This window comes from Neobacillus niacini (assembly GCF_030817595.1).
GTDB lineage: Bacteria > Bacillota > Bacilli > Bacillales > Cytobacillaceae > Neobacillus > Neobacillus niacini_G.
In genome coordinates, this window is the sequence record NZ_JAUSZN010000001.1 from 2,333,252 (window position 1) to 2,357,392 (window position 24,141).

The window sequence follows — 24,141 nt, forward strand, 5'->3', positions numbered from 1 at the left end:
ACTTCCTTTCTACGTTTAATATTTTAATTTCAAAAAAGCACTACCCTCGGTAATGGTAACATGACTACTCTTGAATTTTTTTCAATTCTGCATAGATTGTCGATCTTGGCACACCTGTTATTTTTGAAATATCATTTACACTCATTTCGTTTGTTTTCCTGTCATCATATAACTTTAATGCCTTTTGAATTGCCTTTTTGTCTTGTGCCGGTCGCCCCATGTGCTTCCCTTGCTTTTTGGCTCTCGCTCTACCTTCTTCAGTACGTTCTACAATTATATCTCTTTCAAATTGTGCAAATGAACCCAGGATATTAAATAGTAAATTTTGAAGTGAATTATTATTTTTATCGGCATTAAACTCCATATTCTCTTTTAGAAAACGGATATTGACACCTTTGTCATTTAGTTCTTTGACTATCTTGTTTAGGTCGATTATGGAACGTGCTAGCCGGTCAATCTTTGTTACTACTAGTGTATCACCATTTTCCAAAAATTCTATAACCTCTTTTAGCTCATTTCTTTTTATTGTGCTTGTTCCTGTTACCTTTTCAAAGAATATCTTTTTGCAACCTGCTTCTTTTAATAATTGCTTTTGTGTTTCTAATCCGTTCTCCTGGCCGATCGTTGAAACTCTAGCGTAACCAATCAATGCCATTCTAACCATTCCTTTTCGTCTAAAAGTTTATTATCTTTTATACTTCTATTTTAAACTATCTTCTAGACAAAAGCAACACCTTTTTAGACTAACTTTTATACATTTTTAGCATGGTGTTCAAAAGTTGAAACTTTTAGACAATTTAACTCATTACACTGATTTACCAAATTATTCGAATACCATTAAAAACGACAAAAATAATAGTTTTTAGTGCCATTAACGGTATAATTTTACAAACAAAAAAGGATGAATAATTTCTTATACATCCTTTTTCCAAAGATCATCCTATTCTGGCATGCTTACCTGAATTTTGTTATATTGGGATTCAAGTTCCGTTGAAAGGGTATTTATTTCCCTTGTATAAGTAATATAAGACCCAGAAGGAGATACCGCCAACCCTAGAAGCTTTTCATATGAAGTATAGTAATTTAAAAAATCCTCATAAATGCCCTTATACTTTTCTGGAGGATTATTTAACCCTTTAACAGTGTATGCTATATCACTTTGTGCTTTTGAAATATTATCAAGTGTTCCTGCACCTTCCCAAACTCCTTTTACAACTAATAAAGCAGTATTAAAGTCACCTTTCGCAATATATTTCCCTCTAAAATTGGATTTAAGTTTATTCGAAGGTGCACCTGCTGTAAAGGATGATTCCTCAACGCCTAGATACTTTGCCAATCCACTTATATATAAATCATGCTCTATTGTTTCATTCCAAACCTCCGAATACATAGAAGATATTTTCAGTAAATTACCATTTAGCCTCTTTATGTTTTCGGTCGTATCATTCATGATTTTAATGTATTTTTCTTCTTGCTTTTTTACTTTTTCTGCATGTTCTTTCGCTTTTACTTCTAAATTGTGTTCTCTTACGAAATATCCACCAATCCCTAATCCTATTATAAAAATCGCCAAAATAATAAGGAATTTTTTTGACTTAAAGAAGGTGGCTTTTGCTTTTTGTTCATTGTTTAACTCTAAATTATCCAACTAATTTCCCCCTTAATTTCATATCTATATATATCCTAAGAATAACATATATAGGAATTTATGTTCATAATTTTCCCAAAAATCCTCACTTTTTAATCAAATATTCACACGTTAAAATCATGTCAATTGACAGGTTTTTATTAATATTCGTACGGTGCAAAAATTTAACAATCTTGTGTGGATGCAACACATTTTATTTCCTGTATAAAAATCAAATTTTATTCAGTATTATTAAATGTTAAAAAAAAACCACATTCTTGTTATATCTATCCATTTTTCTGTTATTATTTTACTGAGGTGGTGATTTTGAATGGTTTACTATAACGCTGAATACGTCAAAAGAATTATAGATTGCCAACATGAAACACTAACAGATAGCATTCAAGCGAGATATTTTCTTAGTATTGAACTTAAAAACGCTTCCAATAAAATAGCTACTTTCATAATGATGAATCCTAGTAAAGCTGATCAAAATATCTCTGATATAACCGTAAATAAGCTAATTAAATTTGCTTTTACCAAGGGAAGAGGAAACATAGGTATAATTCAAATTGTGAACTTATTCCCTTTTTATGAAACAAACTCACCTAATTTACAAGCGATTATTAATCGAGTCCAAAACAACAATACTTTAAACCTCGAAGACATTATAAGTAACAATAACAATATTATTTTTAAAAGTCTTGAAGAAAGTAAATGGACTATACTTGCTTGGGGTGACCCCTCAGAAAATATTGATATAGACCTACATCAAACACAATGTAGATCTATAATAAAACACATAAAAAATATTGATAATTCAAATATTTATGTAATAAAAACCCATTATAAGAATATATTAACGAACAATGGATACCCTAGGCATCCCTCTAGACCAGCTTTGAATGGTTTTAAAAAGTGCAAAATCAATAAAGACAATAATATTGTTATTGGAGAAAAAATTAGGCATTAACCAATGCCTAATTCTTTTTCAAGGATTTGTTGAATTTGTTCGTATTGCGTATATTTAATACGAATTAGTTGAATGTTATTTTCTTTACAGTAGTTGTTTTTTATTTGATCTCGAAATTGAGTTTCTTTGAATGCCTTTTCATCACCAAATGTATTTTTAAAATGTTGCTCTCCATCGTATTCAATTAACACCATTTTATTATTAACAGTGATTTGAAAGTCAAATGGTAAAGGGAGTATGTTTCTACAATTTTCTAATCTGTATTCTGCTTTATAATCGAGATTATTAGACTCCAAAAATTTCCTAACCCTCTTCGCTCCTTTACTATCACCTAGGCGACTACATACAGGACATCTTGCTTCACTACTTAGAAAGTCATTTGGTCTTGGACTCCAAACGTATCCACATTCATTATGAATCATTTCTATATTGCCTAATGCTCTATCATATTCCCCTAGTACAGTATATTCATTGCCAACTATTTCAAATACCTCTCTCTTGAACTCATCTATAGTTTTCAGGTGTTTTCCAAAGCAGTTGTCACATCTTGATCCTCTTAGAAAATTGTTTGGTGTAGGAAACCAAGTCTCCCCACATATATTGTGTATGATTTCAATTTCAGATTTATTAGTTTGATAAGTACCAATTACAGTGTATTCATCACCGACTAATTCACAAACCTCTTTGATGAAGTCTTCATGAGTCTTCCTCTGCTTTTCACCCATTTCTTTGAGAGAACATTTCTTACATCTTGTACCACGGAGAAAAGAACCTGCTTGTAAAGTGATCGATTTTCCACATTTATGATGAACAAGAGTTATAGGAGACCTCTCGTTTATATATATAGAAACTACAGTATATTCGTATCCAACTTGTTCAAAAACCTCTTTAACATATTGTTCATGACTTTTTAACTTATCCTTATTTCTCCTCAGTTCAAAGCACTTAGGACATCTTCTTCCCTTTAAAAAATGATTTGGAGAAACTGGATATTCGTGATAATCGCATGACTCACTGTTATGTCTCATCATCAATTTTTCGGATGATATAACATATCTCCCTATTACTGTGTATTGATTTCCAACCAACTCTTTAACTCTATCTATAAATTGTTCATGAGTTCTTATTCTAGCCATCGTAGTAATCCTCCTTTAGAAAGTAACCAGTATACGTCACCATTTATTGCACTATTGCCCTAACTATAATTTTATGGAAACCATTGGATATTTAAACATTCCTACTTCCTGTTTACTACTTGATAAAACCTTTCTTTTATATAGAGGAAAACCATTTGGAATGATGTAGCCATATAGGAAAACGTGATTTCTAAAAGGTAGGAAATTCAGTGTAAAATAATATAAATTATTTTGATAGTGATTGTATTTAGTTTACTACAAGGATAAAGTTACACTATAAATATATTAATTTACATCATATTTCCTACCTTTTAAAAAAACAAAAAAAACTATTATGTAATAATAAAATACTTAACCCTTTGAAATCTCTATCCACCTACATTGTCAACGTGAGTTGTAACATGATAGACCTTTCTTGTTGGGAAATTAAAAATTGGTTTATCATTCCACTCTCTCGAAACTTCTACTAGAGAATATGTACTTGATTCAGTTTTGTGTTCGCCACGTTCTAAACAGAAGTTTGAAGGCAAACAGAAAAGCATATGATACGCTTTTAGCATTTTTAATGCAAAATCTCTTGTACTAGGTTTTATTCCACTCTCCGCTGAAATAGTATCTAATGAAATACTAACATCTGTATTTTTCCCATACCTACTACGTAAGAATGATAGTATGTAAAAAGCATTAATGCCTAAATCTTTTGTAGTAACGCATTTTATAAAAGCATTCATGCCCACCATATGTGTACAATCCTTACCATTATCATAAAATGTGCCAACATAATCGCCTTCTTCCACACCTTCTTCATTTAAGGGGTTTCTAAAACCTGTTGCTAATAATGGTTCTTTAACTTGTCTTCTTTTAAGTGTTGTTCCACCTGTCAACATCTTCTTGATTTCATTGTCCCACTCTTCAAACAACATGAATTGTGGAAAACCATAATCCCCATATTCATCTGGAAACCAACGTACAGGGGCTTTTGCAAACGAATGTGTTGCTGTAATTCCTAATCGGTCGAGTACACCACCTTTTTTAAAAATATAGTTATACTCTTTGTTTGTTTCTGCAATACCCATCATTTTCAAGATTGCCTTATGAGTTGTGTTTTCTAATTCCATAAAGCCATATTTAGCGTAACGGTACAACCAAGTGATTAAGAATACATATGTATATGCAACCGCAACATGCGGTGCTTTTTTCTTATTTAATTCTTCATCTTTTACTAACATTTCAAACATTTCATTTGGCATTAGGAGGTAATTCTCTCTACCTTTGTAGTCGTATTCAACAATTCCTTCTAATTCTGATTTTGTTAATTGTGTCTTTGCCATTTTATTTATTCCCCTTTTTCTCTTAATAGAAAAAAGAGGTAATTCCATATATATGTTTAATTGTTATTTGTACTCTATTTTTTACTTCCTCAATACTTTATGTTTTATGTTCTGGAAACACCCCTTTAATCCTTTTTATTTCAACCTTGTTAAAGAGTAGAAGGGGAGCGTTAGCCTCGTACTCACGTGAGCGAAGCGAATCACCCTCTACTCTGTATGTATGTTTTCTATGTATTTATGTCTTCTATGTAATACAGTAAGATTCATGTTCATTTTTCCACTTTAATTCTTACCAAATTAGTAAGATTTATGTTATTTTTTAACTTTCATTTCATACTACCTAGTAAATTTCCAATCTTAATTTTTTTTCCTTATTTTCTTACTAACATGGTAAATCTTCCAAGTCCATCCCATAGACAATAAAACCTTTGGTATTTATAATATCTTCATCTAATGTTAAACTTTCATTAGAGATTGCTTTTTTAATCTGTTTTGTTTGATGGTTCTCAACTGTATATATAACAGACCCAATCTGAAAGTATTTAACGTTTAATCTTACTTCACTAAGGTTTTTATATTTCGAATTATATGTTAGTTTATCATGCAACCAATCCTCAACAAATTCTACTCTCTCATACAAGTAATCATAGTCAATCAAAGCATTTTCATCATGCCATGTAAGATATGAAATATCTCCATACACATATTTTTCTCTACCAAATTCCTTTAATATTGATGAAGCTACGATTTTCATATCTGCACTCATTTTCATCATCCTTTACATTTTGTTATTATTTTTGAAAAACCTTTTTAAGTTTGTTAAAAAGGTTATAAATTTTTCCTTACTCTATAAATCTCCAATATTTTAATACCAATTCATTCTTCCTAAACAAACGCTTCAAACAAAGCTCATTATCATTTCGAAACCCCTCCCAGAAAATTTTCTTCTCTTTTTATCAAAATCTGTTGACAAGAGATATTGATTACATGTATTATTAAGTTAAGGTTGAATATCTATGTCAACTAATCATTATAGAGAAGTATTTTTATTATATCAAACTATGTTATGTTTGTCAATATTTTTTTGTGCACTTAAAAAACCTATCAATCTCTTGATAGGTTTTTTTGTTTTAGACTGCATTATTTTTTATTTATTTCCTACTGCATACACTCAATATCCAACAATTAAAATTCTGTCATTAAAGCGGTTTTTGTTAGTTCTTTGATAAAAACACAATTTTATGTACCGCCCTGTTGGTTAATCAAAAAACAGAATGATTCCACCCTTTTAAAATTATTTTTTTGTATTATTTTGTAAATCCGCTTCTGGTACCCACCATTCTGTTCCCTCGTCAGAACCATCTAGCATTTGTACAAGAACCATTTTATCCTTTTTGCTTACTTCAATTACCTTTACGTCATAATCTTCAAACAACATATTAATAGTTTCGCCATCTACATCAATTTCACCATCTGTATCTTTTAATTGCTCTTCAAAATCATGAATAGTATCATAACCAATTATACTATCCGTTAGAGTAAGTTTCTCTCCTTCTTCATATCCACCACACGCTGATAAGACTATTGCTGTTAAAGCCAATACACTAACAAGTTTATACCTCAACATATTCTTGCCCCCATAATAAATTGTAATTTTTTCACAAAACTATATATTTAATATAAAAGTACCACAATTTTCTATTATCAAGAATACCTATTTTCTGGTTGTAATCATTTCATTTAATAATTGTTTATACAGAAATAATCTTTTGCTCCGTATGGAATTTCTAAAACCTGTATAGGTGGGTCTTGCCTTTTCACCCTCTTGTGCTACTTTCTTAGTGTAATAGGCAATATGTTTCAAATGTTTATTCATCATTTCTTCTACTCCTTAAATTCATTAATGGACTAGAAGATACTGCCTTATTTAGTAACTGTTCATCATTCATGGTATGCAGATATCTTTGTGTCACAGAGATGTCAGAATGCCCTAATAAGCGTGAAAGAGAGTAGACATCAATATTACCACTCGTCAAGCATTGGACAGCGTAAAAGTGTCTAAAAGTGTGCGGGGAAACCCTTTTACCGTCAATACCTGCTCTCTCACCTGCTTTCTTTATGATATTATCCAAAGCAACATGTGAAATACTACCACCTGTGTAATTGAGGAAATAATTATCAACTGTGTCTATATCTTTAAAATATTCCTTTTTAATTCTCTCATACTTAATTAAAATTCTTTTGAGTGCAGGTGAAATGAAAACAACTCTTTCTTTATTCCCTTTCCCATTTACAAGGATAGAGGTTTCTCTGACGTTTTCTGACTTCAATCCTCTAATTTCCATTGCTCTTAATCCACAATCAGCAAGCATTGCTGTGATTGCCTTATTTCTGGTTTCGAGATAGTTTTTATATGAAAAAGCATCAATCATGCTTTTCACTTCTTTGACAGTAAAACCATTTAGAATCTTTATTGGTACTTTTGGTACTTCAACCTTTTTTGCAATGTTTTCTTTTATATATTCCTCATTCTCACACCATGAAAAGAACGCCTTTATCATTTTGAACATTGAAACAATACTTTGTGGCTGTAATCCATCTTTTTGCTTCAACCTCACATACGCTTTTAAATCGTGAGTGGTGATACTTTCTAATTCTGTAATTGCTCTTTTTTCCTTTAGATATTGCTTCAACTGCTTGTACTCTTGACGTTTGTTTTTCATGGTCTTTGCAGTGAATCCTTTCGCTTGGCAATGGTACAAATACTCTTCTAAAACATCCTCAAATAACACAAAAAAACCACCTTTCATTGGTTTAGTTTCCAATAGAAAAAGTGGTTTCGGATTAGTTTGATGAAAGATAAAGCAGAAATAAGACAATTTTCTGATGAAAAATTCACTCTACAACAAAATGTTTATGAAAACTTGTCCTTTAAATGCTTATCAACCAACTACAAACCCTTGATATAAGGGTTTATTTGCCTTGCTGTTTATTCATAGCAGACATCATTTGGTTAATCTTCTTCTGAGAAGGCTTCATACCCATTTGCATCATCATCATTTTTAGCATTTGCTCATTAATTGGCGGATTTTTCTTTAAATAGTCCATCATATATTTACGAGCAATGAAAAATCCTAGAGCTACACCAGCTACTAAGGCTAGAATAACAACTAGAATCCATAGACCTGTACCCATTAAACTTCCTCCTTCATGTTGTCTACCATACAGTGTACTAAATAAAACAGGAATATACAATATTCTCTTTCAAAAGATTAAACATATTTTCTCTCTTTAATAGGCCTTAACCATCCAAATCTTTGATGATCCAGGTCTAATGCCATAAAGGAGGATTCACATTTTCTCAGCACTTCAAAGAATATGGTCTCTGCTTCATAGCTTCCTGTAGCCTCAATCGTGATTAAATCCTGGTACACCCTTAATTTCGCTGCACTTAGTTTTCCACTTAATTCAATTGAGTATGTACCATGTTCAGCACGAAACCCTTTCTTTTTTCCAAGTTGTTTCTGAATTAAATTGTGGATTTTCAAAACTTCTATCGACTTTGTTATATACGTTATTTGTTTATTGGTTATAAACTTCAGTTCACCTTCTGCTTTGTCATGTTCCTGAAAAAGCTGATAAAACATACGCTCTCTTCCGAAGTAATGGGCGGCAAATTCATCTTCTATTAAATAAAGCTGATAATGTCTCACCACGATCTCTCCTTCGTTGATAACCTTTCTATCAATTATAAATAAGCGCTGTCAAAACATTTGTCTTTTACCGGCAAAAAATATCACTATTATTGTCGAATGCATAAGTTTCTTCCAAATATTATTATATCCTACTAATAATTTGAATTTCACGCAGCAATCCAAAGTTCAAAATCTATTCCTAAACGAAAAAAAGAGAACAGCTAATAGCCGTTCCCTTTAGATCTAATCATTTTATTTTTGAAGAAGTGCTTTCACGCGTGCAACCACGTTACTTACGCTAAAACCGTATTCTTCCATAATTTTTTCTCCAGGTGCGGAAGCCCCGAATGTATCGATTGCTAGAACGTCACCTTCATCACCTGTGTATTTGTGCCAGCCGAATGATGAACCAACCTCAATTCCAAGACGCTTCTTCACGTTTTTAGGAAGAACTGAGTTTTTATATTCTTGTGATTGCTGTTCAAAGCGATCCCATGATGGCATGCTTACAACAGATACATGAATTCCTTCACCAGCTAAAGCAGCTTGTGCTTCAACTGCTAAACTTACTTCAGAACCAGTTGCTAGTAGTAATGCATCTGGAGTCTCCTTTTCAGAAGGAGCAACCACATAAGCACCTTTTGATACGCCTTCGTAAGCGTTTTGATCTGTTCCTTTAAGAGTTGGCAGATCCTGACGTGTTAATACTAAAGCAGTAGGTTTGTTTGTAGATTCAACTGCTAGCTTCCATGCTGCTGCTGTCTCGTTACCGTCTGCTGGACGGATAATAGAAAGACCCGGCATTGCGCGTAGTGCTGCAAGTTGTTCAACAGGCTCATGTGTAGGTCCATCTTCACCAACAGCAATACTATCATGAGTGAATACATACGTTACTGGTAAGCCCATTAACGCAGCCAAACGGATTGCTGGACGCAGGTAATCAGAGAATACAAAGAATGTTCCTCCAAAAATTTTCACTCCGCCATGTAAAGCGATACCGTTCATTGCTGCACCCATTGCAAATTCACGAACACCAAACCAAATATTTCTGCCTTCGTAGTTGCCTGGTGCAAAATCTCCTGTACCTTTGATCATCGTTTTATTAGAACCAGCAAGGTCAGCAGATCCGCCGATAAAGATTGGTAAGTTTTTCGCGATACCGTTTAGAGCTTCACCAGATGATGCACGGCTAGCTAGAGCTTTACCTTCTGAGTAAACTGGAATATCTTTATCCCAGCCTTCAGGTAATTCATTTTTCAATACTGTTTCTAATTGATTGGCAAGTTCAGGATATTCCTTTTTGTATTGTGCAAAAAGGTCATTCCATTCTTTTTCTTTCTTAGTACCGTTTTCAACGATAAGGTTTTTGAAGTTATCATATACTTCCTGCGGAACATGGAAATCTTCCTCAAAAGTCCATTTATAAGCTTCTTTTGTAAGCTTTAATTCGTTTGCTCCAAGCGGAGATCCATGGACACCAGAAGTTCCTGCGCGGTTTGGTGAGCCGTATCCGATAACCGTTCTAACTTCAATCATTGTAGGACGGTCAAGGTCGTTTCGAGCTTCTTCCAGCGCTTTAGAAATTTCTTCTAGATTATTTCCATCTTCTACTCGAAGATATTGCCAGCCATATGATAAGAAACGTTCTTTTACACTTTCTGAGAACGACTTATTCAAATCGCCATCAAGTGAGATATCGTTTGAATCGTATAAAACTACCAAACGGCCTAATTTTAAGTGTCCCGCTAGTGATGCAGCCTCAGCAGATACACCTTCCATTAAATCTCCATCACCACAAATACTATATGTATAATGGTTCACAATTTCATAATTGTCTTTATTGTAGACACTAGCTGTATGGCGCTCTGCCATTGCCATACCAACAGCCATCGCGATACCTTGTCCAAGTGGACCAGTAGTCGCTTCTACTCCTTCAGTATGACGGTACTCTGGATGTCCAGGAGTTTTACTTCCCCACTGACGGAATTGCTTTAAGTCATCCATTGATAGATTATAACCAGATAAATGAAGCATGCTGTACAATAAAGCAGATCCATGTCCTGCTGATAATACAAAACGATCACGGTTAAACCACTCTGGGTTTTTTGGGTTGTGGTTCATGAAACGAGTCCATAAAGTGTAGGTCATTGGTGCGGCACCCATCGGCATACCAGGATGGCCTGAATTTGCCTTTTCAATCATATCGATTGAAAGCGTACGAATAGAGGTTACGGATAAAGCATCAATTGTATCAAACATTATTTACATCACTCCTGTTTTCTCTAGGATAAAAAAAATAATAACAACTTTAATATTATAGCTCTAATCACATTAATTCAACAATTAATTTGACTACTAAACAAATTATTTCACTTCATTATATTTTGACACAGGTTGTTGTGCAATATGTAAAAAAGGAAAACTAAATGTTTTCCTTATGGATTAATGAAGATTATACTTTTTTCTTTGTTTTATTTTTTCTGGCGTTACATCATTTCCATCAGGATCAATGATTTTTGTATTTGTTAATGTATCCAGCATAGAATTGCGGAAAGTGGTCAAATACTCGCTTCTTAATTTTGTTTGTTCCTTTGCTTCTGCTTCTGTTAATCCCGTTGATTTAGCTTTTCTCGCAAGTTCATTAATTCTTGCCATTTTTTCTTTTGAGAGCATATTGGACCCTCCTTTCAAATACTTAGACTGTGGTTAACGAGGCCTTTGATTTCCGCTTCAACCACTGAGTGACTAAAAGCACAATTAGCGATACATAGCCGCACTTAAAGACTGATTTTACTAAAAAATAGACCATCTGACAAGGCAAATGGTCTACTCTTCTTCTGGTTCAACAGATTCTTGATATTCCTGATAGCGTCTGTGGACGGTTGCTTTCGAAATATTATATCCAAATCCTCTTAAAGTAGCAGCAATTTCTGAAAAGGTTAATTTATTTTGTCTAAGTCTTACTATTTCTTCTACTGGTACTTCTATTTTCTCTCGCCCCGAACTGGATTCGAGATTTTTTAGATTTTTCTCAGGCTTATATCCGTGAGCAACGGCTCGTTTCATTCCACGTTTGATTTTTATATTATGTAATTTACGCTGATATTCTTCCACCATACCAACGATTTTCAATACCATTGAATCACTTTCAGATAACTGCAGTTCGCCATTATGCGAAATACTATAAAGCTTCACATCTTCTTTTAATATACAATGCAGAAGCGCGATCTTTGCATTTCCTCTTCCGAGTCTTGTTTCATCTTGTATTAACACAGCTTGTATATCTTTATCTTTCAATAAATCTAACAACTCCAGAATCCCGTCTCTTTCCAGTTCATAACCACTTGCCTGTTCCCTAATAATGGAAACCACATGAAAATGATATTGATTAGCGAGCTGTGTAAGTTCTTCTTCCTGACGCTTTAACGAAGTTTCCTGGGCTTCTTTGTTTGTACTTACCCGGCAGTAAATGATTGCATTCACCATTTTGCTTTACTCCTCAACGGCGCTTGCATACTCAGTTAAAGACCCCACTTCATAGTTTACAGGAATAATGATTTCTTCCCCAGGATAAATTCGATCCCCATCAATTTCATTATGCTTCTGAACCCAGCTAACAAATTCATTATTAGAAAATGAATGCTGATTTGAATATTGGTTAGAGATTTCCCAAAGTGAATCCCCTTCCGAAACGGTAATCGTTAAAAACTTTTCTTCTACATCTGCATTAAAACGTAATGATAAAATAAAAGCTACTGTGCAGCTCAAGATAATTAATAAAATTGCATAAGAGTATCTGTCCCAAATTTTTTTCATATTATAACCCCTATTCAGAATGTATGTTCGTTTTTATATTTTTTATTATAATCCGAACATTTGTTTGTTGTCAATAATAATTCGAACTTATGTTTGTATAAAATATACGAACATGCTATAATAAAGGTAAATATTACATAGGGCGAGGTGTATCTATAATGACAAAAATATCTAAGCGCCAGCAGGATATCCTTGAATTTATTAAAGGGGAAGTAAAGAAAAAGGGGTATCCGCCATCCGTTCGGGAAATTGGTGAAGCTGTAGGACTTGCATCAAGTTCTACCGTTCATGGTCATTTAGCACGATTGGAAAGCAAAGGACTCATTAGACGAGATCCTACTAAACCGAGAGCGATTGAAATACTAGAAGTGGATGAAACGGTTAATATACCAAGAAATAATGTTGTCAATGTACCAATTGTGGGTAAGGTAACTGCCGGTCTTCCTATTACCGCCATCGAAAACGTTGAAGAGTTTTTTCCACTCCCCGAGAGTCTAGCACCTGCAGACGAGCAAGTATTTATGCTAGAAATCATGGGTGAGAGTATGATAGAAGCAGGTATTCTCGATGGAGATTACGTAATCGTTAGACAGCAGCCAACTGCAAACAACGGAGATATCGTCGTTGCAATGACAGAGGAAGATGAAGCGACTTGTAAAAGATTTTTCAAAGAAAAAGATTACATTCGCCTGCAGCCTGAAAACTCAACCATGGATCCTATTATCTTAAGAAACGTTTCTATCCTTGGAAAAGTTATTGGGGTTTATCGACATATACATTAGACCAAAAGAGCAGATTTAGTAGATCTGCTCTTTTTTTATCTTAATATTATACAAAAATGTGTATATTTACTCATTCTAACTAGTTTCCACTATTTGTATAATAGTATTACACCATGATTTAACCTTAGGTCAAAAAACCAGGCTTAAGGAGAGTGGAATAAGTGTTGAATGACATTATTTTCTCGATGGTTATTGGTGGGGTAGTTGGTATTGTAGGGCACGTTAGGAAGCACGGAAAGATTATTATGCCCCGGAAAACAAAAAGGTTTATCTATTTAGGCTTTTTAGAAGAAATGCTTTTTGGTGCTGTAGCAGCACTCCTCATCCTGATTTACACAACTCCAAATTCCATGGTAGAAACCATTTTTTTATCGGCCCTAGCCGGGATTAGTGGTGATATCATACTTACTAGATTTAAGGCACTTAATGAAAATAAAGAAAAAGAATCCTGAACGCAAATAACCCAGTATGGACCATATCCATACTGGGTCTTTCAATTTTGCAGCAAACTTCTCTTTTTTAATTATCCCTTTTTCTTTCTAAACCCCGCGTACTGTCATCATGAAGGCTCTATGGTTACCACTTTTCCGTCTTGACTCTGAAAACGGTCACCATGAACCGTACCCTAACTACCGTTCCTAAAAATATAGACATCCATGGATATTAGTATCTATATGTTCTAAATAGAAATAATTAATATTCTACTTAGCACGCCAAACGAACAGAGTTTTTTGCGAATCGCGTTAGGGAATCACGCCCTAATTCTAGAATGAGAACATCCGTAAAAAGGAGTCTATTGACTACTTTAAACTTCATCGTTCCCGTCACAGTCCTATGTTTATCACAATAAACACAGAATAGGATACCAAATGATACTCTAGAAAGGCTGTTAGCCACGCTGGTCAATCATTTCATCCATGAATTGGAGTACGTGGTCCTTTGATTCCTTACAGGTAAAGGAAGCGTTGCTCCAATTTTTTTCCTTTATCGATCAGCCTTTAATATTTCAATTTTATCTTGGAATAAATACTCTTTTTTCAAATGGGTGGTGATGGTTCTCCATTTTTGGAAGTTTGATTGGTCTAGATTAAGATTTTTTGGTAATGACAGGATGGTGTTATACTTAGGTTTTTCTGTCTTGAAACGATATCCTCTTCTTGCGATCATGCAAGCGGCAGATGCGTGAGAACTTAACCCATACCGTGCCATAAATTTCATTTGCCCGATTTGGCTTGTATACGCTGGATTAACCCGCACTATTTTTACTCCGAGTTTTTTGGCCTTCATCTCTATCAATTGCCGGAACGTGGAATAGGAGAACCCTGAAAGCATGCGAGCATAGGCAGGACCTTGTTCTCGCAGCTGAGCCTTTTTCTTGGAAAAATCCAGCTTTTCGATGACGATATCCTTATGGACCAAGACCGAGTATTCTAGGACTTCCTTTATAGCATCACTCATGGAGGCTGTTATCTGGTCTTTTCTTCGGCTAAACATAGGGACTTTAATCGACCAATTTTTAATAGGGTTCCCAAACCGATCAATTTCACAAATGGCAAAGAATCCGGCATTCATATCGATTCCGATAAGTCCAGTTAGATTCGAGGTCCCCACCTTAGGTGTTTCCCGTTCAACTGAAGCGTTAACATACCATCCTTTTTCCCTCTTGATAAAACGATAGGTAACAGAAGTGTAGTACTTTTGTTTTCGCCCACTCCGGGTATAACCCATGTAAGGAACTTTCGCTTTATCTAGCCACTCTTGTCCGTAAGGAAAAAATCACATCAGGAAACATTATATATCTACCAAATTTATCGGTGAAAAGATTCGCAACACGCAGCCTCAATATGTTCTTCCAATCATAGGTAGCAGTCTGGTTACCAAATGATTCATCCTTAGAACCGATGACCAAAAATTGGGAGCTGCGCACTTCAGCCCAGTCTTTTTGCCATTCTTGATGATCCTTGTATTGGTTTTCTTCCAAATGGAATTGTTTGTGAAACAGTTTCTTTGAGCCAAAGCAGATACGAATCTTATTATTTCTGGCATCTATTTTCAACTTTTCCAGCTTTTGTTCGAGATTCCTCAGTCGGCGTTTTTTTTGATGAAGATAAAACTTAAGATTACGATACTTCTTTACCAGTTTCGAAAATGATGGATGGGTTAGTGAAGTGTCTTGGAGTTTTTGATGAAGTTGTTCTTTTTTTGTGGTTTTCATGTCAATGATTTTGTGCAGATAAGTCGTTTTGGATTCAAGTTCCTTGATATCTAACTTTCTTTTTTCAATCAAGGAAGAGACTTTTCCGTCCAGCTGCATTTTCAAAGAATTGAATTGTCGGGCTGTGATTCCAAATCGTGTTAGAAAGGTCTTTTTTAGGCTGAAGGACGAAACACCTTTTATGTTAGACTGAACAAAAAGCTTTCGCTCCAGCCTACCAAAGTAGTCTGCATATTCTTGAAGGTACATGTATGATGACAGACCATTATGTAATGAAATGTTTATTAATTTTGTTTGATAGGTTTGAATCATTCAGCACCTCCAAATCGAACTAGGAACATTTGTTCTTAAATCTATTATCTTATTTTTCTTTACCTTTTTCAAGTATTTAGTATTAAGTTACACAAATTAGCACCAATGTTTATTATTGTCTACATATATTGAAACTGCTGTTAACCCTTGACATAAAAAGGCACCACATCCTATTAAAAAGAAAATAACCCAGTAAAGACTTCAGTCTATACTGGGTTATTTATTTTTAGTACATGCTCATATATTGTTCGCGTTCCCAAGGGTGAACGACGGTACGGAACATATCCCACTCGATTTCTTTTGCTTCGATAAAGTGTTCGAAGATATGCTCTCCTAAACCAGCTACGATTACTTCATCAGACTTTAATTGATCTAATGCTTGAGCTAGAGTTGCTGGAAGATCAATGATTCCTTCTTCGATTCTTTCTTCTTTGCTCATAACATAGATGTTTCGGTCAACTGGAGCTGGAGGAGTTAATTTGTTCTTGATTCCATCTAAACCAGCTTTTAATAGAACAGCCATCGCTAGGTATGGGTTTGCAGCTGGGTCAACGCTTCTTACTTCTACACGAGTACTTAAGCCGCGAGAAGCTGGAATACGAATTAATGGTGAACGGTTTCTAGCAGACCAAGCAACATAGCAAGGTGCTTCATAGCCAGGAACTAGACGCTTATAAGAGTTTACTGTTGGATTCGTTACCGCTGTAAAGCTTGGTGCGTGCTTTAAGATACCAGCGATGAATTGACGAGCAGTATCACTCATTTCTAAATCACCAGTTGGCTCGTAGAATGAATTGACACCATCTTTAAATAATGAAAGATTCATGTGCATTCCGGAACCGTTCACTCCGTATAAAGGTTTTGGCATGAACGTTGCATGTAAACCGTGTTTACGAGCAATTGTTTTTACTACTAATTTAAATGTTTGGATTTGGTCACAAGCAGTCAACGCATCCGCATATTTAAAGTCGATTTCATGTTGTCCTGGTGCTACTTCGTGGTGAGAAGCTTCAATTTCAAAGCCCATTTCTTCTAGTTCTAGTACGATATCACGACGGCAGTTTTCTCCCAAATCTGTTGGTGCGAAATCGAAGTATCCGCCTTGGTCGTTCAATTCTAGTGTTGGCTCACCTTTTTCGTCTAATTTAAATAAGAAGAATTCTGGTTCAGGTCCTAAGTTAAAGTTAGTGAAACCTAACTCTTCCATTTCCTTTAATACTCTTCTTAAGTTGTTACGAGGATCTCCATCAAATGGGTTTCCTTCTGCAGTATAGATATCACAGATTAAACGAGCTACTTTTCCTTTTTCAGCTGTCCATGGGAATACTACCCAAGTATTTAAATCTGGATATAGATACATATCAGATTCTTCAATTCGCACGAAACCTTCAATAGAAGAACCGTCAAACATCATTTTATTATCAAGAGCTTTTTCTAATTGACTAACAGGAATCTCAACGTTTTTAATTGTTCCTAGAATATCAGTGAATTGTAAACGAATAAATTTAACATTTTCCTCTGCTGCCAACCGCTTAATATCTTCTCTAGTAAACTTTGCCATCTTTATTACCTCCAAAATTTAAATTAATGGAAAAATCGTGACATATCCCCTTGCCTTAAAGACGAACGATTAAATCTTCCAGCTTGCTGTAATTCTTGACGTAGTAGATTTCTTAACTGATCGTCGGTTAATTCCTGCTTGGCTTTATCAGCCTGCTGCTGAATAACATTTGCCTGTTGCTCTTTGACCAATAACAGCTGTTTGATTCCAGCCATATTAATTCCTTGATCAATGAGATCCTTAATTTCTAATAGTCTATCAATATCAACTAAACTAAAGAGTCTTCTATTCCCATCTGTTCTAGCCGGAGAAATCAATTCGTGCTCTTCATAGTAACGGATTTGCCTAGCTGTTAATTCTGTTAGCTGCATAACCGTTCCAATTGGGAATAGTGGCATTGAGCGGCGTATTTCTTTTCCACTCACGTAAATTTCTCCTCTCCTTATGCTGATTTATAATGCTATTATATTTCGTGTTAGAAAAGATGTCAATCATATGTTAGATTTTCTAACATGGTTTTTCATAAAAAACAAAGGACAACTTCTTTCGTTATCCTTTGTATTTCTTCTTAGTTTAATTCAATCAGATTTTTTTCAATTAGCGAATCTACAGCAATACAAACAGCCATTTTAACATGAGAATAAGTTAAGCCACCTTGAACATAGGCCACATATGGCGGTCTGATTGGTCCATCGGCAGTTAATTCAATACTCGCCCCTTGAATAAACGTTCCAGCTGCCATAATCACATCATCCTCGTAACCCGGCATATATGCTGGGTAAGCCGTAACATGAGAATTGATTGGTGAAGCAAATTGTATCGCCTGGCAGAAGGCAATCATTTTCTCTTTATCATCAAATTGAACTGATTGAATTAAATCCGTTCGATTGGCGTCCCATTTAGGCGATGAATTCATACCTAATTTCTCTAATAGTGCTGCTGTAAATACAGCTCCTTTTAATGCTTGGCCAACTACATGCGGTGCTAAAAAGAAACCTTGATACATTTCTTGCAGGCTGTATAGCGAAGCTCCAGCTTCAGCGCCGATACCAGGAGAAGTCATCCGATACGAACAGGCTTCAACATATTGTTTTTTGCCGACAATATAACCGCCTGTTTTGGCAATTCCTCCACCCGGATTTTTAATCAGTGACCCCGCCATTAAATCAGCGCCAACATGACAGGGCTCTAGTTCTTCAACGAATTCTCCATAACAGTTATCTACAAAAACAACTACATCTTTTTTAATTTCTTTTACAAACGAAATCATTTCTTTGATTTCGTCGACTGTAAAAGATGGGCGCGTTGCATATCCCTTTGAACGTTGAATTCCAATCATTTTCGTATTACTTTTGATTTTTGTTGCAACCAAATCCCAGTCGATGGTTCCCTCTTCTGTTAGGGCAACACTATCATATGAAATCCCAAACTCCTTTAAGGAACCGACACCATTTCCACGGATGCCTACAATTTCTTCAAGGGTATCATAGGGTTTACCAGTTATATAAAGAAGTTCATCTCCAGGACGCAGAATCCCAAATAGTGATATCGAAATCGCATGTGTACCTGAGATTATCTGCGGACGTACAAGACCCGCCTCAGCACCAAATACATCTGCATAAATGAGTTCCAATGTATCTCTTCCGATATCATCATAACCATACCCTGTGGAAGGGATAAAATGCGAATCACTCACTCTGTGCTTTTGGTAACTCTTCAAAACTCGAAATTGGTTCGAATCAATTTTTTCATCGATTGCTTTATGTATTCCTGTAACTTGTTGTTCTACACTACTTACAATTTTTTGAAGCTTTTCCCCATTGTTTAACTGTTGAAACATGCTGTTACTCCATTCTACTTTTATATTTCTCTAATTGACCGGAAATTTGATGATCTGGGAGTGAAAATCCTCGGCATTGATAAAGCTCTTTTTCTTCATCAAAGACAAGCTCTCTTACAATCGTCTCATTCTTTAATTGCGCCAGCAGTTTCCCTTCGTTTGAAGGTATGCTGACTTGATATTGATCCATCATTTCAATAATCACTTTTTCAACTTTTCTTTTCAGTTCATTTCTGTCCTCTTTATCATAGGCGCTAATGAAAGTTAGAGGTGTATTAGTTGTTGGTACAAAGTCAGGATGTTTAATATCCCTCTTATTATAGACAGTGATTTGTGGAATGTCTTTCACTTCTAAGTCTGCAAGCAGCTTATTAACTGTTTTTTCATGCTGAAAATAATCCGCATTTGCCATATCGACTACATGCAAAAGAAGGTCTGCTTCCTTCACCTCTTCTAGTGTCGAACGGAAAGCAGCAATCAGCGCTGTTGGCAGGTCTTGAATAAAACCAACGGTATCAGTAATTAGGGTCTGATATCCACTCGGTAAAACTAGCTTCCGTGTCATTGGATCCAAGGTCGCAAATAATTGATTTTCTTCATAGGAATCCGCTTCAGAAAGTCGGTTAAAAAGTGTAGACTTGCCTGCATTCGTATAGCCGACAATTGCGATTTGGAACGTTTTGTTTTTCTTTCTTCTTTCGCGGTAACGATCCCGGTGCTGAACAATAACGGAGAGCTGACTCTTAATATCATCAATTCTTCTGCGAATATGACGGCGGTCTGATTCTAGCTTTGTTTCCCCTGGTCCTCTTGTTCCAATACCAGCACCTAGTCTAGATAATGCTGTCCCCTGCCCAGCAAGACGCGGCAATAAATATTGAAGCTGCGCCAACTCCACCTGCAGCTTACCTTCTTTTGAGCGTGCTCTTTGTGCAAATATATCTAATATGAGCTGAGTCCGGTCAATAATTCGGGCATTTAATTCAGAAGCAAGATTTCGCTTTTGACTTGGTGATAATTCATCATTAAAAATGACCAAATCAGCCTCCACTTCATCGACAAGCGCTTTTAGTTCTTCTACCTTCCCTTTACCTATATATAAAGCAGGGTGAATACGCTCTCGTTTTTGAGAAACCGTCATCAGAACTTCGCCTTTAGCGGTTTCCGTTAAGGAAGCAAGCTCCTCCATTGAATACTCGAAACGACTATCGTCCAAGCTTTGCGTTTGGCAGCCAACTAAGATTGCTTTTTCCAAGCTAACTTCTTGTTCCATACCAACACCTCATTTTCGTAATTTTCTTTTCCCATCATACCAAAAATAAGGGCAATCCACTAATTTCCCAGCGAATTTTTTAATAAATTATGTTGATTATTTTTACCTTCGTGGTAAAATCATATTGTTTATTGAAAATTTAAAAGAATATAAGAATTATACATCGAGGGGAAACAGAACAAAATGACATGGGATGTGTTAAGTATCATTGGAACCATTGCTTTTGCTGTAAGTGGAGCAATTATAGCTATGGAAGAAGAGTATGATATTTTAGGGGTATATATTTTAGGAATTGTGACTGCTTTCGGTGGCGGAGCCATTCGAAATCTATTAATTGGTGTCCCCGTTTCAGCACTATGGGAACAAGGGTTATTTTTTCAAATTGCTTTATTATCGATTACGGCTGTGTTTCTGTTTCCAAATAATCTCTTGCGTCATTGGCAAAAATGGGGTAACTTTTTCGATGCCATTGGATTATCAGCTTTCGCCATTCAAGGTGCAATATACGCGGCCAATATGGATCATCCGATAAGTGCGGTCATTGTTGCCGCAGTCTTAACTGGAATTGGCGGAGGGATTATTCGCGACTTACTTGCTGGAAGGAAGCCAATTGTATTAAGAGCGGAAATATATGCAGTATGGGCAATTCTTGCAGGTCTCATTATAGGACTAAAAATCGCCTCAAGTCCATGGGAGTTATATACCTTATTTGTATTAATAACAGCTCTAAGGGTCCTTTCCTATACATTTGATTGGAAACTGCCATCTAAAAGACTTGGTGCACATTAAAAAATCGACGGACCGTTTCCGCCGATTTTTTTGTGCCTATGAATCTTCCTCAAAGATTAAATCATTACTTCTAAGTGTCATCAATTCATGCTTATCAAAGCTGTTTTGCAGTAAAAGCCGCATTGCTTGAGCGCGAATGGACTTTTCAATAATGTTTCGAACATAACGTCCGTTTGAAAAACTATTTGGACTGAGTACCGCCTTGACCCAAATTAAATGGTCCTTTAGCTTCTTTTCCGCCTCATGACTTAACGAATATTCTCGCTCATCGAGCATGCGACTGGCAATTTCCATCAATTGCTCAATTGTGTAATTCGGAAAGTCAATGACCAGCGGGAAACGGGAATGGAGCCCAGGGTTTAGTGTTAAGAAATAATCCATCTCCCTAGAATATCCAGCTAAAATAAGAATAAATTCGTGCTGTTTATCTTCCATGTGCTTCACAAGTGTATCAATGGCCTCTTTACCGAAATCCTTCTCCCCGCCGCGCCCTAATGAATAGGCCTCATCAATGAACAAGATTCCGCCCTGCGCTTTTTTTACTAAATCTCTTGTTTTCTGTGCGGTATGTCCAATATATTCCCCCACGAGATCGGCACGTTCCGCCTCAATTAAATGCCCTTTAGACAGAACATTCATTTTTAAAAAGAGCTTGCCAATTAACCGTGCAACTGTTGTTTTGCCTGTTCCTGGATTTCCTTTAAACATCATATGAAGAGCCTGTTTTCTAGCCTTCAGTCCCAGTTCTTCTCGTTTCTTATTTACAAAAATCCAGGCGTAAATTTCTTTTATCATTCGTTTCATTTCTTCCATACCCACTAATGCCCCGAGCTCTTCTTCAATTTCCTTTAATGCCGAGTGCTCCGGGGGAATAACCTTTGGAACAACTTGAGGAACAGGCAGCTCTTTCGTCAGGGACTTCCTCTTTTGCGAGTTAAGGGATACTGTTATTTGTCCGTTGCTTTTCATGCGAATCGGTTGATCCAAAGCCTTCACCTCTCATTCTGCAAACAGTATACGTTAGGCAGCTTTTATCGTTTACTTGAAAAAATATATGCTCATTTTGACAAATAACGAGAGGAAATTGCTAATAAAGTTCACTCTAATGTTTCTATGTGCTTCCCAAGCAATACTCCTTCATTTATGTGTATTCATCTTATTCACAATTCATTATTAAAAATAAGGCTCTCTTATTATTTATTGTTGATTTTCGTGGAGGGTTGAGAATTCATAGGCGGAGAATTTCCGGCTATTGTATTTTGAGGAACCTTAAGAAGCAGATATAAGCGGAGATATTCCGGTTAACAGCTTTAAATAAGACAAAATCCAAGGATTTGGATACAATAAGCGGAAAAACTCCGCTTATATTTAAGGAAATATGGGTATTTCCCAATTTAAACGGTAATTCTCCGCTTATTGTCCAGCACATAAAAATCAACATTCAGTTTTAACACAGTTAAAATAAAAAAAGCCCATGGATTCATGGACTCGGGATCATAAATAAAGATTATTGTGCATCCAGGTCAAGCTGAACATTTCTTTGCGGCGCAAAGGTTGAAATGGCATGCTTGTAAACCAGTTGCTGCTTTCCTTCCGATTCAAAAAGAACAGTAAAATTATCAAAGCCTTTAATTTGGCCTCGTAATTGGAATCCGTTTAATAAGAATACCGTTACATGGGTATTATCCTTACGGCACTGGTTTAAAAATTGGTCCTGAATGTTAATGGTGGTTTTCATTTGTATATCCTCCTCTTTTATCTCTACTAATATGTATTCGATTTTACTTGTAGCTTTCCTTCAACGTATTGTGAAATTTCGATTATTTTTTTTGACAAATTTGAGACATCTGTCATGTCGAACCATTGTACTTCCATTTTGTTCCGAAACCAGGTTAGCTGTCTTTTTGCATATCGTCTAGAATTTTGTTTTAGATTTTCAACGGCAAGATCTAGACCAACCTTCCCATCCAAATAATCATAGATTTCCTTATAACCAATAGCCTGAATGGATTGACAATCTCTAAGCCCCTGCCTGTGCAACCTGCTGACTTCATCAAGCAGACCTTCCGAAATCATTATGTCGACACGCAAATTAATCCGTTCATATAGCTTATCCCTCTCCATCGTTAAACCGATCAGTGCAGTTTCATAAAGAAGGTCAGGCTGCTGATTATTTTGATAGTCACTCATAATCTTACCAGTACAATGAAAAATTTCAAGTGCCCTTATCACCCTTCTAACATTATTCGGGTGAATTTGGCTCGCACTCTGAGGATCTACCTTCGTTAACTCCTGATGAAGAGCTTCATTGCCAATTTCCTTCGCCCTCTCTTCAAGCTGTAAACGAAATTCTTCATCCGCTGGAGCCTCAGAAAACTGATAATCATATATGACCGCTTGAATGTAAAGACCTGTCCCGCCAACGATGATAGGAAGCTTACCTTTTGAGGTGATGTCTGATATTTCCGCCCGTACAAGCTGCTGGAATTCCGCAACTGAAAAACTCTCATCGGGCTCTTTAATATCAATCAAATGGTGTGGAATTCCTTCCATTTCCTCATGTTTTATTTTTGCAGTTCCAATATCCATACCACGATAAATCTGCATGGAATCGCCGCTAATAATTTCGCCATTATACCGTTTAGCCAGCTCAATGCTTAACTTTGTTTTTCCAACTGCCGTTGGACCAATAATGACTAATAATTTCTGTTTTGAATCCAAAATTTTCACACTGCCCTTTTCATAATTTCCATGATGTCACACATACATCCTAACACAAACTTTAAAAGCA

General features: G+C 35.7%; 27 protein-coding genes. 4 read left to right on the forward strand and 23 right to left on the reverse strand.

The window, feature by feature from the left end; translation table 11 throughout:
- Nucleotides 1-64: 64 nt before the first annotated feature.
- Both QFZ31_RS11265 and QFZ31_RS11270 read right to left on the reverse strand, forming a co-directional pair.
- Nucleotides 65-655 (reverse strand): recombinase family protein, encoded by a 591-nt coding sequence (locus QFZ31_RS11265; RefSeq protein ID WP_307303057.1) that lies wholly within the window; start codon nt 653-655, stop codon nt 65-67.
- Between the two features lie 285 nt (nt 656-940).
- Nucleotides 941-1,648, reverse strand: coding sequence for a hypothetical protein (locus QFZ31_RS11270; RefSeq protein WP_307303058.1), 708 nt, complete (start codon nt 1,646-1,648; stop codon nt 941-943).
- Between the two features lie 310 nt (nt 1,649-1,958).
- Between QFZ31_RS11270 and QFZ31_RS11275 the strand changes: the two genes are divergently transcribed.
- The gene (locus QFZ31_RS11275) at nt 1,959-2,600 is read left to right on the forward strand and encodes a DUF1643 domain-containing protein (protein WP_307303059.1); all 642 of its coding nucleotides are present in this window, start codon (nt 1,959-1,961) and stop codon (nt 2,598-2,600) included.
- Here the strand turns inward: QFZ31_RS11275 and QFZ31_RS11280 are convergent.
- The 12 genes from QFZ31_RS11280 to QFZ31_RS11335 form a co-directional block, all read right to left on the reverse strand.
- Nucleotides 2,597-3,736: a hypothetical protein gene (locus QFZ31_RS11280; protein ID WP_307303060.1), complete on the reverse strand. Its 1,140-nt coding sequence runs from the start codon at nt 3,734-3,736 to the stop codon at nt 2,597-2,599. The genes QFZ31_RS11275 and QFZ31_RS11280 overlap by 4 nt on opposite strands.
- 368 nt (nt 3,737-4,104) lie before the next feature.
- On the reverse strand, nt 4,105-5,067 hold the full coding sequence (locus QFZ31_RS11285) for a hypothetical protein (protein WP_307303061.1): 963 nt from the start codon (nt 5,065-5,067) through the stop codon (nt 4,105-4,107).
- 382 nt (nt 5,068-5,449) lie between these two features.
- A complete protein-coding gene (locus tag QFZ31_RS11290; RefSeq protein ID WP_307303062.1) occupies nt 5,450-5,833 on the reverse strand; it encodes a hypothetical protein in 384 nt (127 codons plus the stop codon).
- A 528-nt stretch (nt 5,834-6,361) separates the two neighbouring features.
- Nucleotides 6,362-6,694, reverse strand: a complete 333-nt coding sequence (locus QFZ31_RS11295) for a hypothetical protein (RefSeq protein WP_307303063.1) — start codon at nt 6,692-6,694, stop codon at nt 6,362-6,364.
- An 87-nt stretch (nt 6,695-6,781) separates the two neighbouring features.
- Entirely contained in the window at nt 6,782-6,946 is a 165-nt protein-coding gene (locus QFZ31_RS11300) for a hypothetical protein (protein WP_307303064.1), read from the reverse strand.
- Nucleotides 6,936-7,859, reverse strand: coding sequence for a tyrosine-type recombinase/integrase (locus QFZ31_RS11305; RefSeq protein ID WP_307303065.1), 924 nt, complete (start codon nt 7,857-7,859; stop codon nt 6,936-6,938). Before QFZ31_RS11305 ends, QFZ31_RS11300 begins: the two co-directional genes overlap by 11 nt.
- A 181-nt stretch (nt 7,860-8,040) precedes the next feature.
- Nucleotides 8,041-8,262, reverse strand: a complete 222-nt coding sequence (locus tag QFZ31_RS11310) for a YneF family protein (RefSeq protein WP_179602106.1) — start codon at nt 8,260-8,262, stop codon at nt 8,041-8,043.
- A gap of 77 nt (nt 8,263-8,339) precedes the next feature.
- Nucleotides 8,340-8,780, reverse strand: a complete 441-nt coding sequence (gene sirA, locus QFZ31_RS11315) for a sporulation inhibitor of replication protein SirA (protein ID WP_307303066.1) — start codon at nt 8,778-8,780, stop codon at nt 8,340-8,342.
- Nucleotides 8,781-9,014: 234 nt separating this feature from the next.
- Complete coding sequence (gene tkt, locus QFZ31_RS11320) at nt 9,015-11,021, reverse strand: transketolase (protein ID WP_307303067.1); 2,007 nt, start codon at nt 11,019-11,021, stop codon at nt 9,015-9,017.
- 183 nt (nt 11,022-11,204) lie between these two features.
- Nucleotides 11,205-11,435: a DUF896 domain-containing protein gene (locus tag QFZ31_RS11325; protein WP_307303068.1), complete on the reverse strand. Its 231-nt coding sequence runs from the start codon at nt 11,433-11,435 to the stop codon at nt 11,205-11,207.
- 153 nt (nt 11,436-11,588) lie between these two features.
- On the reverse strand, nt 11,589-12,245 hold the full coding sequence (locus QFZ31_RS11330; RefSeq protein ID WP_307311524.1) for a recombinase family protein: 657 nt from the start codon (nt 12,243-12,245) through the stop codon (nt 11,589-11,591).
- A 9-nt stretch (nt 12,246-12,254) separates the two neighbouring features.
- Nucleotides 12,255-12,578 carry a LysM peptidoglycan-binding domain-containing protein gene (locus tag QFZ31_RS11335; RefSeq protein ID WP_307303069.1) on the reverse strand — a complete coding sequence of 108 codons (324 nt, stop codon included), beginning with the start codon at nt 12,576-12,578 and terminating at the stop codon, nt 12,255-12,257.
- A 158-nt stretch (nt 12,579-12,736) separates the two neighbouring features.
- On the opposite strand from QFZ31_RS11335, the gene lexA reads away from it, so the two are divergent.
- The gene (lexA, locus tag QFZ31_RS11340; RefSeq protein WP_179602115.1) at nt 12,737-13,360 is read left to right on the forward strand and encodes a transcriptional repressor LexA; all 624 of its coding nucleotides are present in this window, start codon (nt 12,737-12,739) and stop codon (nt 13,358-13,360) included.
- Nucleotides 13,361-13,521: 161 nt separating this feature from the next.
- A complete protein-coding gene (locus tag QFZ31_RS11345) occupies nt 13,522-13,812 on the forward strand; it encodes a DUF4257 domain-containing protein (RefSeq protein ID WP_306072932.1) in 291 nt (96 codons plus the stop codon).
- 532 nt (nt 13,813-14,344) lie between these two features.
- On the opposite strand, the gene QFZ31_RS11350 is transcribed toward QFZ31_RS11345, so the two are convergent.
- From QFZ31_RS11350 to hflX, 6 genes are all read right to left on the reverse strand, one after another.
- A complete protein-coding gene (locus QFZ31_RS11350) occupies nt 14,345-15,088 on the reverse strand; it encodes an IS200/IS605 family accessory protein TnpB-related protein (RefSeq protein WP_307303070.1) in 744 nt (247 codons plus the stop codon).
- Nucleotides 15,089-15,104: 16 nt separating this feature from the next.
- The gene (locus QFZ31_RS11355; RefSeq protein ID WP_307303071.1) at nt 15,105-15,887 is read right to left on the reverse strand and encodes a hypothetical protein; all 783 of its coding nucleotides are present in this window, start codon (nt 15,885-15,887) and stop codon (nt 15,105-15,107) included.
- 226 nt (nt 15,888-16,113) lie between these two features.
- A complete protein-coding gene (gene glnA, locus QFZ31_RS11360) occupies nt 16,114-17,448 on the reverse strand; it encodes a type I glutamate--ammonia ligase (RefSeq protein ID WP_179602119.1) in 1,335 nt (444 codons plus the stop codon).
- Nucleotides 17,449-17,471: 23 nt separating this feature from the next.
- Complete coding sequence (locus QFZ31_RS11365; protein WP_307303072.1) at nt 17,472-17,873, reverse strand: MerR family transcriptional regulator; 402 nt, start codon at nt 17,871-17,873, stop codon at nt 17,472-17,474.
- A 143-nt stretch (nt 17,874-18,016) separates the two neighbouring features.
- Nucleotides 18,017-19,288 (reverse strand): aminotransferase class I/II-fold pyridoxal phosphate-dependent enzyme, encoded by a 1,272-nt coding sequence (locus QFZ31_RS11370; protein ID WP_307303073.1) that lies wholly within the window; start codon nt 19,286-19,288, stop codon nt 18,017-18,019.
- A 4-nt stretch (nt 19,289-19,292) separates the two neighbouring features.
- Nucleotides 19,293-20,561 (reverse strand): GTPase HflX, encoded by a 1,269-nt coding sequence (hflX, locus tag QFZ31_RS11375; RefSeq protein WP_307303074.1) that lies wholly within the window; start codon nt 20,559-20,561, stop codon nt 19,293-19,295.
- 183 nt (nt 20,562-20,744) lie between these two features.
- Here hflX and QFZ31_RS11380 point away from each other — a divergent pair, with 183 nt between their 5' ends.
- Nucleotides 20,745-21,350: a trimeric intracellular cation channel family protein gene (locus QFZ31_RS11380; protein ID WP_179602125.1), complete on the forward strand. Its 606-nt coding sequence runs from the start codon at nt 20,745-20,747 to the stop codon at nt 21,348-21,350.
- Between the two features lie 36 nt (nt 21,351-21,386).
- Here the strand turns inward: QFZ31_RS11380 and spoVK are convergent, their stop codons facing one another.
- The 3 genes from spoVK to miaA all read right to left on the reverse strand — a co-directional run bounded on the left by spoVK (nt 21,387) and on the right by miaA (nt 24,071).
- Complete coding sequence (spoVK, locus tag QFZ31_RS11385) at nt 21,387-22,337, reverse strand: stage V sporulation protein K (RefSeq protein WP_179602127.1); 951 nt, start codon at nt 22,335-22,337, stop codon at nt 21,387-21,389.
- A 520-nt stretch (nt 22,338-22,857) separates the two neighbouring features.
- The gene (hfq, locus tag QFZ31_RS11390) at nt 22,858-23,088 is read right to left on the reverse strand and encodes an RNA chaperone Hfq (protein ID WP_034672853.1); all 231 of its coding nucleotides are present in this window, start codon (nt 23,086-23,088) and stop codon (nt 22,858-22,860) included.
- Nucleotides 23,089-23,114: 26 nt separating this feature from the next.
- Nucleotides 23,115-24,071 carry a tRNA (adenosine(37)-N6)-dimethylallyltransferase MiaA gene (gene miaA, locus QFZ31_RS11395; RefSeq protein ID WP_307303075.1) on the reverse strand — a complete coding sequence of 319 codons (957 nt, stop codon included), beginning with the start codon at nt 24,069-24,071 and terminating at the stop codon, nt 23,115-23,117.
- Between the last annotated feature and the right edge of the window lie 70 nt (nt 24,072-24,141).

Excerpts from the sequence above, each read along its gene's own strand:
- QFZ31_RS11265 (WP_307303057.1), bottom strand. The coding sequence starts at position 655 with ATGGCATTGATTGGTTACGCTAGAGTTTCAACGATCGGCCAGGAGAAC.
- QFZ31_RS11350 (WP_307303070.1), bottom strand. The coding sequence starts at position 15,088 with ATGGGTTATACCCGGAGTGGGCGAAAACAAAAGTACTACACTTCTGTT.
- QFZ31_RS11290 (WP_307303062.1), bottom strand. The coding sequence starts at position 5,833 with ATGAGTGCAGATATGAAAATCGTAGCTTCATCAATATTAAAGGAATTT.
- QFZ31_RS11280 (WP_307303060.1), bottom strand. The coding sequence starts at position 3,736 with ATGGCTAGAATAAGAACTCATGAACAATTTATAGATAGAGTTAAAGAG.
- QFZ31_RS11295 (WP_307303063.1), bottom strand. The coding sequence starts at position 6,694 with ATGTTGAGGTATAAACTTGTTAGTGTATTGGCTTTAACAGCAATAGTC.
- hflX (WP_307303074.1), bottom strand. The coding sequence starts at position 20,561 with ATGGAACAAGAAGTTAGCTTGGAAAAAGCAATCTTAGTTGGCTGCCAA.
- QFZ31_RS11310 (WP_179602106.1), bottom strand. The coding sequence starts at position 8,262 with ATGGGTACAGGTCTATGGATTCTAGTTGTTATTCTAGCCTTAGTAGCT.
- hfq (WP_034672853.1), bottom strand. The coding sequence starts at position 23,088 with ATGAAAACCACCATTAACATTCAGGACCAATTTTTAAACCAGTGCCGT.
- QFZ31_RS11370 (WP_307303073.1), bottom strand. The coding sequence starts at position 19,288 with ATGTTTCAACAGTTAAACAATGGGGAAAAGCTTCAAAAAATTGTAAGT.
- QFZ31_RS11285 (WP_307303061.1), bottom strand. The coding sequence starts at position 5,067 with ATGGCAAAGACACAATTAACAAAATCAGAATTAGAAGGAATTGTTGAA.
- QFZ31_RS11275 (WP_307303059.1), top strand. The coding sequence starts at position 1,959 with ATGGTTTACTATAACGCTGAATACGTCAAAAGAATTATAGATTGCCAA.
- lexA (WP_179602115.1), top strand. The coding sequence starts at position 12,737 with ATGACAAAAATATCTAAGCGCCAGCAGGATATCCTTGAATTTATTAAA.
- glnA (WP_179602119.1), bottom strand. The coding sequence starts at position 17,448 with ATGGCAAAGTTTACTAGAGAAGATATTAAGCGGTTGGCAGCAGAGGAA.
- QFZ31_RS11325 (WP_307303068.1), bottom strand. The coding sequence starts at position 11,435 with ATGCTCTCAAAAGAAAAAATGGCAAGAATTAATGAACTTGCGAGAAAA.
- tkt (WP_307303067.1), bottom strand. The coding sequence starts at position 11,021 with ATGTTTGATACAATTGATGCTTTATCCGTAACCTCTATTCGTACGCTT.
- QFZ31_RS11355 (WP_307303071.1), bottom strand. The coding sequence starts at position 15,887 with ATGATTCAAACCTATCAAACAAAATTAATAAACATTTCATTACATAAT.
- QFZ31_RS11300 (WP_307303064.1), bottom strand. The coding sequence starts at position 6,946 with ATGATGAATAAACATTTGAAACATATTGCCTATTACACTAAGAAAGTA.
- QFZ31_RS11380 (WP_179602125.1), top strand. The coding sequence starts at position 20,745 with ATGACATGGGATGTGTTAAGTATCATTGGAACCATTGCTTTTGCTGTA.
- QFZ31_RS11335 (WP_307303069.1), bottom strand. The coding sequence starts at position 12,578 with ATGAAAAAAATTTGGGACAGATACTCTTATGCAATTTTATTAATTATC.